This window comes from Amycolatopsis sp. NPDC003865 (genome assembly GCF_053605345.1).
This window is the reverse complement of sequence record NZ_JBSGJA010000005.1, coordinates 83,412-97,899: the sequence shown is the minus strand read 5'-3', so window position 1 is coordinate 97,899 and position 14,488 is coordinate 83,412. Positions and strand designations below refer to the sequence as shown.

15 protein-coding genes are annotated in these 14,488 nt (G+C 71.9%); 9 read left to right on the top strand and 6 right to left on the bottom strand.

Translation table 11 applies throughout. The features are described 5' to 3' along the window. The first annotated feature begins 30 nt into the window (after nt 1-30). Nucleotides 31-1,623 carry a DUF4153 domain-containing protein gene (locus tag ACWEVP_RS14555; RefSeq protein ID WP_452063037.1) on the top strand — a complete coding sequence of 531 codons (1,593 nt, stop codon included), beginning with the start codon at nt 31-33 and terminating at the stop codon, nt 1,621-1,623. A 203-nt stretch (nt 1,624-1,826) separates the two neighbouring features. Here the strand turns inward: ACWEVP_RS14555 and ACWEVP_RS14550 are convergent, their stop codons facing one another. Beyond that, nucleotides 1,827-2,159: an SSI family serine proteinase inhibitor gene (locus ACWEVP_RS14550; RefSeq protein WP_452063036.1), complete on the bottom strand. Its 333-nt coding sequence runs from the start codon at nt 2,157-2,159 to the stop codon at nt 1,827-1,829. Between the two features lie 58 nt (nt 2,160-2,217). Further along, nucleotides 2,218-3,852, bottom strand: a complete 1,635-nt coding sequence (locus ACWEVP_RS14545) for a PucR family transcriptional regulator (protein ID WP_452063035.1) — start codon at nt 3,850-3,852, stop codon at nt 2,218-2,220. Between the two features lie 134 nt (nt 3,853-3,986). Here ACWEVP_RS14545 and ACWEVP_RS14540 point away from each other — a divergent pair, with 134 nt between their 5' ends. After that, nucleotides 3,987-5,477 carry a CoA-acylating methylmalonate-semialdehyde dehydrogenase gene (locus ACWEVP_RS14540; RefSeq protein ID WP_452063034.1) on the top strand — a complete coding sequence of 497 codons (1,491 nt, stop codon included), beginning with the start codon at nt 3,987-3,989 and terminating at the stop codon, nt 5,475-5,477. 70 nt (nt 5,478-5,547) lie between these two features. Then, entirely contained in the window at nt 5,548-6,399 is an 852-nt protein-coding gene (locus ACWEVP_RS14535) for an aldo/keto reductase (RefSeq protein WP_452063033.1), read from the top strand. Here the strand turns inward: ACWEVP_RS14535 and ACWEVP_RS14530 are convergent. From ACWEVP_RS14530 to ACWEVP_RS14515, 4 genes are read right to left on the bottom strand one after another with little or no spacing between them, the layout of a single operon-like run. Beyond that, a complete protein-coding gene (locus ACWEVP_RS14530; protein WP_452063032.1) occupies nt 6,396-6,887 on the bottom strand; it encodes a hypothetical protein in 492 nt (163 codons plus the stop codon). The two genes, ACWEVP_RS14535 and ACWEVP_RS14530, sit on opposite strands and share 4 nt — an antisense overlap. Then, nucleotides 6,884-8,080 (bottom strand): hypothetical protein, encoded by a 1,197-nt coding sequence (locus ACWEVP_RS14525; RefSeq protein WP_452063031.1) that lies wholly within the window; start codon nt 8,078-8,080, stop codon nt 6,884-6,886. The genes ACWEVP_RS14530 and ACWEVP_RS14525 overlap by 4 nt, the downstream gene beginning before the upstream one ends. Then, nucleotides 8,077-8,394: a type VII secretion target gene (locus ACWEVP_RS14520; RefSeq protein WP_452063030.1), complete on the bottom strand. Its 318-nt coding sequence runs from the start codon at nt 8,392-8,394 to the stop codon at nt 8,077-8,079. The genes ACWEVP_RS14525 and ACWEVP_RS14520 overlap by 4 nt, the downstream gene beginning before the upstream one ends. Then, a complete protein-coding gene (locus tag ACWEVP_RS14515) occupies nt 8,394-8,786 on the bottom strand; it encodes a YbaB/EbfC family nucleoid-associated protein (RefSeq protein WP_452063029.1) in 393 nt (130 codons plus the stop codon). The genes ACWEVP_RS14520 and ACWEVP_RS14515 overlap by 1 nt, the downstream gene beginning before the upstream one ends. A gap of 240 nt (nt 8,787-9,026) precedes the next feature. Between ACWEVP_RS14515 and hrcA the strand changes: the two genes are divergently transcribed. The 6 genes from hrcA to ybeY all read left to right on the top strand — a co-directional run bounded on the left by hrcA (nt 9,027) and on the right by ybeY (nt 14,481). After that, the gene (gene hrcA / locus ACWEVP_RS14510) at nt 9,027-10,052 is read left to right on the top strand and encodes a heat-inducible transcriptional repressor HrcA (RefSeq protein WP_452063028.1); all 1,026 of its coding nucleotides are present in this window, start codon (nt 9,027-9,029) and stop codon (nt 10,050-10,052) included. Nucleotides 10,053-10,083: 31 nt separating this feature from the next. Next, nucleotides 10,084-11,250 (top strand): molecular chaperone DnaJ, encoded by a 1,167-nt coding sequence (dnaJ, locus tag ACWEVP_RS14505; protein WP_452063027.1) that lies wholly within the window; start codon nt 10,084-10,086, stop codon nt 11,248-11,250. A 3-nt stretch (nt 11,251-11,253) separates the two neighbouring features. Then, a complete protein-coding gene (locus ACWEVP_RS14500) occupies nt 11,254-12,006 on the top strand; it encodes a 16S rRNA (uracil(1498)-N(3))-methyltransferase (protein ID WP_452063026.1) in 753 nt (250 codons plus the stop codon). A 395-nt stretch (nt 12,007-12,401) separates the two neighbouring features. After that, nucleotides 12,402-12,764: a histidine triad nucleotide-binding protein gene (locus ACWEVP_RS14495; RefSeq protein ID WP_452063025.1), complete on the top strand. Its 363-nt coding sequence runs from the start codon at nt 12,402-12,404 to the stop codon at nt 12,762-12,764. 86 nt (nt 12,765-12,850) lie between these two features. Next, the gene (locus ACWEVP_RS14490; RefSeq protein WP_452063024.1) at nt 12,851-13,924 is read left to right on the top strand and encodes a PhoH family protein; all 1,074 of its coding nucleotides are present in this window, start codon (nt 12,851-12,853) and stop codon (nt 13,922-13,924) included. Then, complete coding sequence (ybeY, locus tag ACWEVP_RS14485; protein ID WP_452063023.1) at nt 13,921-14,481, top strand: rRNA maturation RNase YbeY; 561 nt, start codon at nt 13,921-13,923, stop codon at nt 14,479-14,481. Before ACWEVP_RS14490 ends, ybeY begins: the two co-directional genes overlap by 4 nt. The last annotated feature ends 7 nt before the right edge of the window (nt 14,482-14,488 follow it).

Genomic DNA, 14,488 nt, shown 5'->3' with positions numbered 1-14,488 from the left:
TATTTGCGAATGCGAACGACAGGTGGGACGATGCCGAAGAGCAGGATCAGTGAGCCAAGCGGGGAGAAGCCCGCGCCGCGAGGCAAGCGACCGGCCGTAGCCGACCGAGCCGCCGCGGGGGTGGGCGACCGTTCGCGAGCGGCCGGAGCCGCCGCGTCGGGCGGTGGGGTTGCCGTGGCCGCTCCTCCTGTTCTCCTCCAGCCGCTGCCGCCGCCGAAATCCGCCGTCGTGCCACTGCCGCCGGCCGTTCTCCCCGCCGCCGGCCTCGCCGGGGCCGGGGCCGCCCTCGTCCTGCCCGCCGACCGGCCCGGGGTCGGGTGGTTGCTCACCGGGCTGGCCGTCGCCGCCGCGGTCTTCGTCGCCGATCGGCGGTCCTCGGCCGGTTCCGGGTCCTTCACCTGGCGCAGCGCCGGGTGGGCCGCTCTCGCCCTCGCGCTGCTCGGGATGGGGGCCGTGCGGGCGTCCGGGTGGCTGTTCGTCCTCTGCGTGCTCGGCGCCGCCGTCACCGGGTCGCTGGCCGTCGTGGGGAAGCGGACCGTCAACTCCGTACTCTACGACGTGCTCGCCGTCCCGCTCGAAGCCCTCAAAGCGATTCCGTGGGCCGGGCGCGGGGTGGGCCGCTTCGCCGCCCGGCGCGACGGCGTCGCCCGGCGGATCGCCCTCGCCGTGCTCGCGGCGGCCGCGCTCGTCGCCGTCTTCGTTCCGCTGCTCGCCAGTGCCGATGCCGCCTTCGCGGCCGTGGTCGGCGCCGTCGTTCCCGATCTCAGTGTCGACGTGCTCGTGCGGTGGTGTTGCGTCTTCGTCGTCGTAGCGTTGCTCGTCGCCGGGGCGTGCTACTTCCTCGCCGCGCCACCGCACCGCGCCGCCGAAGACCGTCCACACCGGACCCGGTACGGTCTGGAATGGACGGTGCCGCTCACCGTTCTCATCGTGCTGTTCAGCGTTTTCGTCGGCGTCCGGCTGGTCGTGCTGTTCGGGGGTACGGAGTACGTCCTGCGGACCAGCAACCTGACGTCCGCCGAGTACGCGCGCGGCGGCTTCTGGCAGCTGTGCGCCGTCACCGTGCTGACGCTCGGCATCGTCGCCGCGGCGCTGCGGTGGGCGCCGAACGCCACCAAGGCCGACCGCCTCCGGCAGCGCATTCTGCTCGGGGCGCTGAGCGCGCTCAGCCTGGTGCTCGTCGGATCGGCGTTGAGTCGCATGTGGACGTACCAGGAGGCGTACGGCTTCACGGTGCTGCGGCTGCTCGTCGAGGTCTGCGAGCTGTGGTTCGGCGCGGTGTTCGTGCTGGTGTGCGCCTCGCTGGTCAAGCTCCGTTCGACGTGGCTGCCCCGCGCGGCGATCGGCACGGCGGCCGCCGCGCTGCTGGTCCTCGCCGTTCTCGACCCCGAACGGCTGATCGCCGACGCCAACCTCGACCGCGCGGCCGCCGGCAAGCCCCTGGACCACCGGTACCTGGCGGGGTTCTCGACCGACGTGGTCCCGGTGGTGTCGGCCCGTCTGCCGGAGCCGCTGCGGACGTGCGTGCTGCGCGAGGTCCTGGCGGACGACACCCCGGACGGCTGGCCGGCATGGAACCTCAGCCGCGCGAGTGCCCGCGAGGTGACGCTCGGCACCTGCTGAACCGCCGGCGCGTGCGGTGCGTGGTTAAGAGCAATGCGCGGAAGCCACCGGGCCGTCGTGGGGGCGGCCCGGCGGCTTCCGCGCGCCGAGCCGGGTCACGAAGGCTGCCCACGACCGGGTGGTGACGAAGAGTGTGCCGCCGGGCGAGCTCCCGGACGCCGTGCCCGGTCGGGCGACTTACCCTTTGCCGTGGCGGAACAGCGTCAGAAGGCGAAGACGTCGTCCGAATTGCGGTCCGCTTCGCAGCGGTTCGCATACGTCGTGCGGAACGACACCGGCTTGCCGCGCCACGTGCCGACCGCCGTCACGTCCACCGGGGCGTAGATCAGCGTGCACATCTGGTGGCGGGCGTTGATGCGCGAGAAGTCGCCGCCCGCGCTCGTCAGTACCGCGCACGCCTTGTCGTGCTTGGGGTGCGTGCCGCCCGCCGGGTCGCACGTCAGGACCACCGAGCCGATCCGGTCGGCCGTGTCGTGGGTGGTGAGCTGCAGCGTCGACGCCGGCGGCTGCACGGGCGCGAGGCAGCTCAAGCTCATCAAGCAGGCTGCGAAGGGGAGTAGGGCCATATCGGTTCCATCGGCAGCCCGGGGTCGATCACTGTGCTCCACGTCCGGGTGAGTCTTCTTCGCTCGACCGGGTGAGGTCCGCCGCCAGCAGGGCGACGTACAGCGAGAGCATCGACTCCGGGTCCTCCAGCCGCACGCCCAGGACCTGCTCGATCCGGGCGAGCTGCTGGTAGTACGCCGTCCGTGAGGTGTGCGCCGCCGCGGCCGCCGCCGACTTGTTGCCGCCCTGCTCGCAGTAGTGCCGCAGCGCCTGCACCAGCCGGCTGCCCGAGGCGGCGTCGCGCTGCAGCAGCGGGCCCAGCTCGCGGGCGGCGAACGCCGTCACGCGCTCGTCGCCCGACAGCAGGTGCAGCAGGCCGCGCAACCGCACGTCGGACAGCCGGTGCAGGACCCGGTCCGTCCCGGCCCCCAGCGCGGCCGCCGCGACCTGCCCGGCCTCCATCAGCGTCCGGCCCGCTTCGGCGGGCGAAAACACCGTGGTCCCGACCGCGAGCACCCCCGGCGCGCTGCCGCGGGCCTCGTGGACGTCGGTCGCGAGCCGGTGCAGCACCGTGTCGGCGTTGGCCTCCGGCGACAACGCGAGCAGCGCCCGCACGCCCAGCTCGTCGGTCGCCACCAGCGCCGACACCTTCGCGCGGCGCGCCGCCAGCACCGTCGCCTCGGCCAGTTCGCGCAGCACCGGCGGCGTGGACAAGGCCGGCCGGGTGCCGGCCAGCCGGGGCCGGACCGCCAGCCCGACCAGCTGCCGCCCGCCCAGCGGCACGGCCAGCGCCGAGGCGCGCGCCAGCAGCTCCGCCGACGGCGCCGGCGACGCGAGCAGCTCGGTGAGCACCGCGCGGTGGGCCTGGCGCTCGAGGCCGTCGGAATCCTTCGCGACCAGCCGGTGCACGGCCAGCGCGGACGCGGCCCGCTCGGCGACCACCCGGTGGCGGTGCGGCGGCTGGTCGGCGCAGACGACGACGAGGCGGCCCCAGTCGTGCCCGCGCGCGCCGACGACGGTCACCAGCCAGCCCGAACCGGGGTGGTAGCCGGTCCGCTCGCCGAGCTGCACCACCCGCGACCGCGACGGCCAGCCGGTGAGCAGCTCGGCCGGGTCGGTGCCGGCCGCGTCGTAGGCGAGGACCTCGTGCGACAGCGTCTCCAGCACCACCGGCTGCTCGGTCAGCCGGGCGACCTCACCGAGGACGACACCGGGTTCGGCGCCCGCGACCGTCAGCGCGGTGAACGTCTCGTGGACGCGCTCGGCGGCGCGCAGCTCGGCGACCTGGGCGTCGACGATCTGGCCGTTCACCGCCTCGGTGACGCTCACGTACCGCGTCTCACGCGAGAGCGTCACCAGCGGCAGGCCGTGCTTCTCGGCCGCCTCGACCAGCGCGGCGGGCAGCTTGTCGCTCCAGTGCCGGACCAGCTCGATCACCAGCCCGGCGGCGCCGACCCCGGCCAGGTCGGCGACGTAGCGGGCGAGCGACGGGCCGTCGTCGGGCAGCGCGACGCCGGTCGTCAGCACCAGCTCGCCGCCACGCAGCAGGTGCGCGATGTCGGCGACCTCGGCGACGTGCGCCCAGCGCACCGGGGCGTCGAGCCCGGCCGAGCCGGCGACGACGTGCGGACGGCCCTGGCGCAGCACCGGCAGCGCGAGCACCTCGGCGACGGTCGGGTACATGGCTCCTCGCGTGTGATCGGCAGGGACAGACTGTACGGCGGGAAGCCAACTGACGTACACGTTGTCGATGGCGTTGGCGTGGCGCCCGCCCGGAGACTCGCAGGAGAAGTCCCCCGAGCGAAGGAGCGCGCGCCGTGACCGACCGCATCAGCCACTGGATCGACGGCAAGCCGTTCACCGGGACCGCCGAGCGCTCGGGCGAGGTGTTCGACCCCGCGACCGGGCAGGTCCGGGCGCACGTCGACTTCGCGGGCGACGCCGAGGTCGAAACTGCCGTCGCCGCGGCCAAGGCGGCGCTGCCGGGCTGGCGCGGGACGTCCCTGGCCGGCCGGACGCGGGTGCTGTTCGCCTTCCGCGAGCTGCTGTCGGCCCGCAAGCACGAGCTGGCGAAGATCGTCACGAGCGAGCACGGCAAGGTCGAGTCCGACGCGGCGGGCGAGGTCGCCCGCGCGATCGAGAACGTCGAGTACGCGTGCGGCGCGGCGCAGCTGCTCAAGGGCGGGTTCAGCGAGAACGCCTCCACCGGCGTCGACGTCTACTCGATCGCGCAGCCACTCGGCGTGGTCGGGGTCGTCTCGCCGTTCAACTTCCCGGCCATGGTGCCGCTGTGGTTCGTCCCGAACGCGCTGGCCTGCGGGAACACCGTCGTGCTCAAGCCGAGCGAGAAGGACCCGTCGGCCGCGGTGTTCATCGCCGAGCTGTTCGCCGAAGCCGGGCTGCCCGCGGGCGTGCTCAACGTGCTGCACGGCGACAAGGTGGCGGTGGACGGGCTCCTCGAACACCCCGACGTCAAGGCGATCTCGTTCGTCGGGTCGACGCCGATCGCGCGGTACGTCTACGAAACCGGGACCCGGCACGGCAAGCGCGTCCAGGCGCTCGGCGGTGCGAAGAACCACATGGTCGTCCTGCCGGACGCGGACCTCGACCTGGCCGCGGACGCCGCGGTGTCGGCCGGGTTCGGCTCGGCGGGAGAGCGCTGCATGGCGGTGTCGGTGGTCGTCGCGGTCGACCCGGTCGGCGACGAACTGGTCCGCAAGATCACCGAGCGGATGTCCGTGCTGCGCGTCGGCGACGGCCGCGACCCCGAGTCGGAGATGGGGCCGCTGGTCACGAAGGCGCACCACGCGCGGGTCGCGTCCTATGTGGACGCCGGCGTCGCCGAGGGGGCGTCGCTCGTGGTGGACGGCCGCGGCATCGACGTGCCCGGCGACGGGTTCTGGCTCGGCCCGACGCTGTTCGACCACGTCCGCACGGACATGTCGATCTACACCGACGAGATCTTCGGCCCGGTGCTGTCGGTCGCGCGGACGGCTTCGTACGACGACGCCCTGGAGCTGATCAACGCGAACCCGTACGGCAACGGGGTGGCCATCTTCACCGGCGACGGGTCCTCCGCGCGGCGGTTCCAGAACGAGGTCGAGGTCGGGATGGTCGGCGTGAACGTCCCGATCCCGGTCCCGGTGGGGTACTACTCGTTCGGCGGCTGGAAGGACTCGCTGTTCGGCGACAGCCACGCTTACGGGCCGGAGGGCTTCCACTTCTTCACGCGGACGAAGGTCGTGACGTCGCGGTGGCCGGACCGCTCGCACGCGGGCGTGAACCTGGGCTTCCCGCGCAACTCCTAGGCCGGGGAATCGCCCGCGGGTCCGCCGGGTTGGCACCTGGGGGGGCCCGCGGACGACGTTAGGAAGAGGAATGAGCGCGAAGAACTCCGGCACTTTCACCATCGGCGGCGACCTCCCGGTCACGCGGCTCGGGTACGGCGCCATGCAGCTCACCGGGCCGGGGGTGTGGGGCGACCCGAAGGACCCGGACGAGGCCGTGCGCGTGCTGAGGCGCGCGGTGGAGCTGGGCGTCACCCTGATCGACACGGCCGACGCCTACGGCCCGTTCGTCGCCGACCTGCTCATCAAGAAGGCACTGCACCCGTACGCCGACGACCTGGTCATCGCGACCAAGGCCGGCTTCACCCGGCAGGGGCCGAACCAGTGGATCCCGGTCGGCCGGCCCGAGTACCTGCGCCAGCAGGTCGAGCTGAGCCTGCGCCACCTCGGCCTCGAGCGGATCGACCTGCTGCAGCTGCACCGCATCGACCCGAAGGTGCCCGTGGCCGAGCAGGTCGGGGAGCTGAAGAAACTGCAGGACGAGGGCAAGATCCGGCACATCGGCCTGTCCGAGGTCGGCGTCGGCGACCTCGCCGAGGCGCGGAAGACCGCCGAGATCGTGTCGGTGCAGAACCTGTTCAACCTGGCCAAGCGCGACGCCGAGCCGCTGCTGGAGCACGCCACCGAGCACGGCATCGCGTTCATCCCGTGGTTCCCGCTGGCGACCGGCGCCCTCGCCGGGCCGGACAGCCCGCTGACCACCCTCGCCAAGGAGCACGACGCGTCGCCGTCGCAGCTCGCGCTCGCGTGGCTGCTCAAGCGGTCGCCCGTCGTGCTGCCGATCCCGGGGACCTCGTCGGTCGCGCACCTCGAGGACAACGTCGCCGCCGCGGACATCGAGCTGACCGACGCCGAGTTCGACGCCCTCAGCAAGGCGGTCTAAGCGGGCAGGACGTTGATCAGCAGCTTCGACCGCGGTGCGATCAGCACCGTGTTGACGCGGTCCGGCCGGATCCGCTCGCGGAGCTCTCGCTCCAGCGGGTAGGTCCGGCCGCCCGTCGTGAGGTAGTAGTGCTCGTTGTACCCCTGGCTGAGCCGGGTGGAGAGCGCGATCGGGTGGTCGCCGCCGGGCCGCTGCCTGCCGAAGTCGTGGGTCCAGCCCGTGGTCGCGACCAGCCGGCCGCTCCGCACGTCCGCCAGCCGGCGCCGGCAGACGAACGCGAACCAGGCGGTGATCGCCAGAACCGGGACGAGGGTGCCGAGGACTTCGGCGGCGGTCTCCGCCACGGCGGCGAGCAGCGCCGCCACCACGAGGCCGGCGACGACCAGAACGGCCGCGACCCAGAAGTTGAAGTCGAGCAGCTTTCCCCGTTGCGACGGGTGGAGCCGGCCGTGGCGGTTGGCCAGTTCCACCTCGGCCTGCTCGATCACTCGGCCTCGCCTTCGGGGTGTTCCTTCTCGTAGGCCTCCCGGCCTTCGTGGTAGCGGTCGATCTGTTCGTTCTCCTGACGGCGGCCCTCGGTCACGACACCGACGGTGTCCGCGGTGCTCCACCCCGGATAGCCGCCGGCCTTCCGCCACTCCGCCGGCTTGAGCGCGCTGCGGCCGTCCTCCGAGTACTTGTCGCCGAGGCCTTCGACCTTTTCGCGGCCGGGGACATGTGACTCGACGGCGTCGCTCCAGCCCTTCGCCGTCTCTTCGGCGGACTTCGCCTCCCGGCCCGCCTGCTTCAGCTCGTTGGCCTTCCGCTCGATGCCCGCGGCCGTGTCGACGCTCTTGTCCACGATCTTGTCGAGCCCCTTGCCGGCCTTCTTCAGCGCGTTGGCCGCACTTTCGAGGGCTGCCTTCGACTTCCCGGCACCCTTCGCCAGGCCCTCCAGCTTCTCCACGACCTTCGCGATGCGCGTGCTGATCTTCTCCGCCAGCACCCCGCCCTCGACGACCGTGTCCGCGATGAACGCCGCGACCGTGCCGCCGAAGGTGCACCAGGAGGCCGCCAGCGCGGCCACGGCCTTGACGATCAGCTCGCCCACGAACGACGAGATCATGTCGCGGATCAGCCCGCGCTCGGTGCCGACCAGCGCCGCCCCGACGTTCATCGCCGTCGACGCGGCCCCCGCGTGCGACGCCGCGCCGCGCAGGACGCTGACGTAGCTCTCCGCCGTCCGCTGGTAGGCCTCCGCCGAGCCGCAGTCGCTGAAGGACTGCTGGACCTTCTTCGCCCGCTGCTCGTAGCTTTCGGCCGTCTCGGTGAGCGACTTCTGGATGTTCGACCACGTCACGGCCTTGGCCGTGACGGCCTCGGGCTTGCCGGCGAGCTTGTCGAGGCCGTCCTTGAGGAAGCTGATGTGCTCGATCAGCCACCCGACCCCGGCGCCGGCGAGGGTGCCGAGCGGGTCCATCGCCGCGCCGAGCAGGTCGAGGGCGTCCGTGCCGACGTCCATGGCGAGGTTGCCCCAGTCGCCGCCGCGGGCGTCGGTGAGCGTCGACGCGGCGTCGCTGAAGATGCCCGCGCCGCCGGTCTGGGCGTTGAGGTTGTCCAGCTCGCCCTTCGAGCCGTCGCCCATGCCGCTCCAGAAGCCGCCCGGCGACTCGGCGGTCGCGACCAGGGAGTTCTCCGTCATGCCGGCAGCTCCTTGCCGATGCCCTCGATCAGGCACTTCGTCTTTTCTTCGTGCTCGCGGAACGCCGCGTGCGCGGCCTTGACGCGGTCGGCGACGTCGTGGCCGGCCTCGACGGCCGCGGTCAGGAAGCCGTCGGCGCTGTCCACCCACCCCTGGATCGGCACCGCGAACACCTGCCCGACCAGCCCGAAGGCGTCGAAGTCCAGCGCGCCGGCGGTGCCCGCGGCCTCGACCGCCTGCTGCACCTTGCCCGCGATCTCGCGGACCTCGTCCTCGTGGCCGCCGAGGACGTCGAAGTCGACCTTCATCGCCATCACAGCCCCCGGCGCAGGATCGGGCCGCCGAAGTCGTCGTCGGCGGGCGGATTCCGGCGTGGTTCCCGGCGCGGTTCTCCGTCCGGGATCTCGGGTTCCGGAATCTGTTCACGGAGGAATTGCATCGCGTCGCTGTCGGCGCCGATGACCGGCGCCATGACGGCGGTCAGCTGCCGCGCGGCGTCGAGCTGGGCGCGTTTGGCGGTGGCCAGGACGGCCTGCGCGAGCCGGGCGCGGGGCACCTCGTCCGCACGCGGGCCGAAGGTGAGTTCCTGCAGCGCACCGCTGGTGCCGACGGTCACCGTGACAGCGCCGTCGGCACTCGTGGCGGTCGCCGAGACGTGCTCGAGCCGCGCTTTGGCCTCGGCCGCGCGCCGGGCGATTTCGGGCATTCCGGCTGAAGCGGGTTCAATTCGGTTCACGGCGACCTCGGAAGTCGGGGAAGGGCATGCGGATCAGAGGCAGCAAACCGCTTTTCGGTTCCCCCATCAAGCCGGAAATTCCTGGCGAGAACAATGCATGGGAATTCGTTTGTCCGTCCTTTACCCGACTGGGACGGCCCGGGTTGAGCACAACCGGCTCAGGCTTCCGTAAACTCGGGGTGAGCAGCGAGCGAGGTAGGTGAGGAACCGGTGGCCAACGCGGATGAGCGCCGCTTCGAAGTGCTGCGCGCGATCGTCGCCGACTACGTGTCCAACCAGGAGCCCGTCGGGTCCAAGGCGATCGTCGAGCGGCACAACCTCGGCGTGTCCAGCGCGACCGTGCGCAACGACATGGCGACGCTCGAAGAAGAGGGCTACATCACCCAGCCGCACACCAGTGCCGGCCGCGTGCCGACCGACAAGGGCTACCGCCTCTTCGTCGACCGGCTCTCGGAGATCAAGCCCCTCTCCACCGCCGAACGCAAGGCCATCACCACCTTCCTCGACAGCGGCACCGACCTCGACGACGTCCTGCGCCGGTCGGTCCGGCTGCTCGCGCAGCTGACCCGGCAGGTCGCCGTCGTCCAGTACCCGATGCTGACCAACGCCAAGGTGCGCCACCTCGAGGTGGTGCCGCTCACGCCGGCGCGGCTCATGCTGGTGCTGATCACCGACAACGGCCGGGTCGACCAGCGCACGGTCGACCTCGGCGACGTCGTCACCGAAGAGGACGTCGCCCGGCTGCGGACCGTGCTCAACGCGGCCATGTCGGGACGGCGGCTCAACGACGCCGCCGCGCGCGTCGCCGAGCTGCCCGACCAGGCGCCGGGCGAGCTGCGGGACGCGCTCATCCGCGTCACGACCGTGCTGGTCGAGTCGCTGGCCGAGCACCCGGAAGAACGCCTGGTCCTCGGCGGGACCGCGAACCTCACGCGGAACGTCGCCGACTTCCCGGGCTCGCTGCGCCAGGTCCTCGAAGCCCTCGAGGAGCAGGTGGTCGTGCTCAAGCTGCTGGCCGCGGCGCGCAACCCCGGTGCGATCACGGTGCGCATCGGTGAGGAAAATGAGGACGAGCAGATGCGCAGCACCTCGGTCGTCTCGATCGGCTACGGCCGCGACGACGTCGTGCTCGGCGGCATGGGAGTCGTCGGCCCGACCCGGATGGACTATCCGGGCACGATCGCCGCGGTGCGCGCGGTCGCCAACTACGTGGGGCAGATCCTGGCCGGCCGCTGAGCCGGGCAGAGCAGAAGGAGAAGCAGAGACGGTGGCGAGGGACTACTACGGCATCCTCGGGGTGGCCAAGAACGCGAGCGATCAGGAGATCAAGCGCGCGTACCGGAAGCTGGCCCGGGAGCTGCACCCCGACGTCAACCCGTCGGACGACGCCCAGCACAAGTTCGCCGAGGTCACCACGGCCTACGAGGTGCTGTCCGACCCGCAGAAGCGCAAGATCGTCGACCTCGGCGGCGACCCGATGGACAACGGCGCGCGCGGCGGGGGCGGCGGTGACCCGTTCGCCGGGTTCGGCGGCCTCGGCGACATCATGGACGCCTTCTTCGGCGCGGCCGGCGGTGGCGGCGGACGCGGGCGCGGACCCCGCAGCCGCGTCCAGCCCGGCTCCGACGCCCTCATCCGGCTCGGCCTCACCCTCGAGGAGTGCGCCACCGGGGTCGACAAGGAGATCGCCGTCGACACCGCGATCGTCTGCGACCTCTGCCGCGGCGCCGGCACGGCCGAGGGCACCACGGTCAAGACGTGCGACACCTGCGGCGGCGCCGGCGAGGTCCAGTCCGTGCAGCGGTCGTTCCTCGGCCAGGTCGTCACCGCCCGCCCGTGCCCGGTCTGCCGCGGCTTCGGCGAGGTCATCCCCGACCCCTGCCGCCAGTGCGGCGGCGACGGCCGCATCCGCGCCCGCCGCAACGTCACCGCCAAGATCCCGCCGGGCGTCGGCGACGGCATGCGCATCCGCCTCTCCGGCCAGGGCGAAGTCGGCCCCGGCGGCGGCCCGGCGGGCGACCTCTACGTCGAGATCGACGAGACCCCGCACGAGGTCTTCGTCCGGCAGGGCCACGACCTGCACTGCAACTTCCGCATCCCGATGACCACCGCCGCCCTCGGCGCCACGGTGCCCATCGCGACGCTCGTCGACGGCGACTACGAGCTCGACATCGAACCCGGCACCCAGCCCAACGCCGAGCTCGTCCTCACCGGCAAGGGCATGCCGCGGCTGCGGTCCTCCGGGCGCGTCGACGGCCGCGGCGACCTGCACGTCCACATCGACGTCCAGGTGCCGACCAAGCTCGACGAAGCCCAGCGCGAGCTGCTGGTCGAGCTGGCCCAGCAACGCGGTGAAGAGGCCCCGACCCTCGCCTCGAACGGCAGCAAGCACGGCGGCCTCTTCGGCAAGCTGCGCGCCAAGAACCACCGCTGACCCGTGCCGGACACCACCCTGCCGGTCTTCCTCGCGGCCGCCGTGCCCGCTTCCGGGCGCACGGTCCTCGACGGCGAGGAAGCCCGGCACGCGGCCACCGTCCGCCGCCTGCGCGCGGGGGAGCGGCTCGTCCTGTCCGACGGCGCGGGCGCGATGGCCCGCTGCGTCGTCGAAGCCGTCCAGCCCGGCCGCGACGCCGCGCTGACGCTGTCGGTCGAGGAAAGCTGGACCGAGGACCCACCCGCCCTGCGCGTCGTCCTCGCCCAAGCCCTCGCGAAAGGCGACCGCGGCGAACTCGCCGTCGAACTGGCCACCGAGGCCGGCGTCGACGCGATCGTCCCCTGGCGCGCCGCCCGCAGCGTCGCCAAGTGGGAAGACGGCGGCCGCGGCGACAAAGCCCTCGCCCGCTGGCGCGCCACCGCCCGCTCCGCCGCCAAACAAGCCCGCCGCGCCCACATCCCCGACGTCACCGAAGCCGTCAGCACGCGCGAGCTCGCCGGGCTCGTGGCGACGATGTCCCTGGCCATCGTGCTCGAATCCGACGTCCCCGACCGCCTCACCGACCTCGACCTCCCCGACACCGGTGACGTCCTCCTCGTCGTCGGCCCCGAAGGCGGCATCACCGACGACGAACTCCACACCCTGCGCGAAGCCGGCGCCCGCGCCGTCCGGCTGGGCACGACCGTCCTGCGCACCTCCACCGCCGCGGCCGTCGCCCTCGGCGCGCTCGGCGCCCTGACCACCCGGTGGCGGTGAAAAGATCACCGGAAAAAAGAAGCCCCATTTTGCGCCCAGTTATGGCGCGATCACACTCCGACCCGTTACTCTCGTTTACTAACGCACCACGCACCGTCTCGGACCGTCACGGATAGAGGCGACCGGTGCGCCACTGGGAAGCAAGACTCCGCCGGGCACCTCCCCCCTCGGTCCGGCGGCCGCCGCGGACGCGGTAGATCGACCCCCAGGGTCTACCGCTCCGCGGCCCCCTTCCTCTCGCTTCGCTCGACTCAGGTGGCCGCTTCGCGTTCGTTGTGTCTTCTGGGGGTCGAACCCCCAGACCCCCGCCGGGGGCTTCGCCCCCGGACCCCCCGCGGCTTTCGGCCGGTGCCTGTCTGTGCCGCGTGTTGCCTTCGTCGGTAGGGTTCCTGCTCATGAGTGAGGCTGAGACTCTCTTCGAACGGATCATTGCCGGGGAGATCCCTGCTGACGTCGTCTACCAGGACGACACCACCTTTGCCTTCCGGGACATTCGGCCTCAGGCGAAGGTTCACGTCCTCGTTGTGCCTCGGACCCGGTATCGGAACCTCGGGGAGCTTGCTGCCGCCGATCCTCAGCTGCTTGCCGATGTTGCTCTTGCCGCTCGGAAGGTCGCCGAGCTCGAGGGCGTTCTCGAGTCCGGGTACCGCGTGGTCTTCAACACCGACTCCGATGCCGGGCAGACCGTCTTTCACGTTCACGCCCACGTTCTCGGTGGTGAGCCTCTGGGGCTCTTCGGGGCTCCTCAGGAGGACTAGGGAAACCGGCCTGCGTCTTGTCGGTGGGTGCCAGTAGCATCGGTGGGGTCCGATCTCCCTCACCGAGAAAGCAGGCCTGAGGCCACGTGGCCGGAACCGTACCGGGTGGTGCCGCCCGACCCGACGTCCCCGGGGACGTCGCCAAAACCGAGGATGCCTCCGTCCAGGCTGCGCAGTCCCGGTTCCCCATCCCAGATGCCGCCGCCCTCAGCCTGCTCGGCTCCCGCGACGAGAACCTGCGCGTCGCCGAGGAGCTCCTGGCCGCCGACGTGCACGTCCGCGGCAACGAGGTCACCTTGACCGGCACCCCCGCCGACGTCGCGTTCGCCGAACGCGTCTTCGCCGAGCTCGTGCAGCTCGCCGGCGGTGGCCAGCAGGTAGGCCCCGACACCGTCCGCCGCACCATCGGCATGCTCTCCACCGGGGACGCCTCGCCCGCCGAGGTCCTCAGCCTCAACATCGTCTCCCGCCGCGGCAAGACCATCCGGCCCAAGACGCTCAACCAGAAGCGCTACGTCGACGCCATCGACAAGCACACCGTCGTCTTCGGCATCGGCCCCGCCGGCACCGGCAAGACCTACCTCGCCATGGCCAAGGCCGTCCAGGCGCTGCAGGCCAAGCAGGTCACCCGCATCGTGCTGACCCGCCCCGCCGTCGAAGCCGGCGAGCGCCTCGGCTACCTGCCCGGCACCCTCAACGAGAAGATCGACCCGTACCTGCGGCCGCTCTACGACGCGCTGCACGACATGGTCGAGCCCGAGTCGATCCCGCGGCTCATGCAGGCCGGCACCATCGAGATCGCGCCCCTGGCCTACATGCGCGGCCGCACGCTGAACGACGCCTTCATCATCCTCGACGAGGCCCAGAACACCACGCCCGAGCAGATGAAGATGTTCCTCACCCGCCTCGGCTTCGGCTCCAAGATCGTCGTCACCGGCGACATCACCCAGGTCGACCTGCCCAGCGGCCAGCGCAGCGGCCTCCGCGTCGTCCGCGACATCCTCCACGGCGTCGACGACCTCCACTTCGCCGAACTGACCAGCCAGGACGTCGTCCGGCACCGGCTCGTCGCGAGCATCGTCGACGCCTACGAGAAGTGGCAGGCCGTGCAGGACACCCAGGAACAGCAGGGCAACGGCTGGAAGGGCACCCGGCGGTGAGCATCGAGATCGCCAACGAGTCCGGCGTCGACGTCGACGAGACCTCCATCGTCTCCGCCGCCCGCTACGCCCTCGACAAGATGGAGGTCAGCCCGCTCGCCGAGCTGTCCATCCTGCTCGTCACCCTCGACGTCATGGAAGACCTCCACGAACGCTGGATGGACCTCCCCGGCCCCACCGACGTCATGGCCTTCCCCATGGACGAGCTCGACTCCAGCCGCCGCCCCGACGCCCCCGACGCGTCCCCGGCACTGCTCGGCGACATCGTGCTCTGCCCGGCGTTCGCCAAGGACCAGGCCAAGACCGCGGGCCACGCCCTGATCGACGAGCTGCACCTGCTCACCGTGCACGGTTGCCTCCACCTCCTCGGCTACGACCACGCCGAGCCCGCCGAGGAACGCGAGATGTTCGCCCTGCAGAAGCGCATCCTCGGCGAGTACCAGGACGCCGTCGCCGCCCTGCAGAAGCAGGACGCCCAGCGCAGCTCCGACGACCGCGTCCTCGGCTTCGCCGGGCTCGACGCCGCCGCCGAACCACCCGCCGGGGAAACGCCCTAGGCGTCAG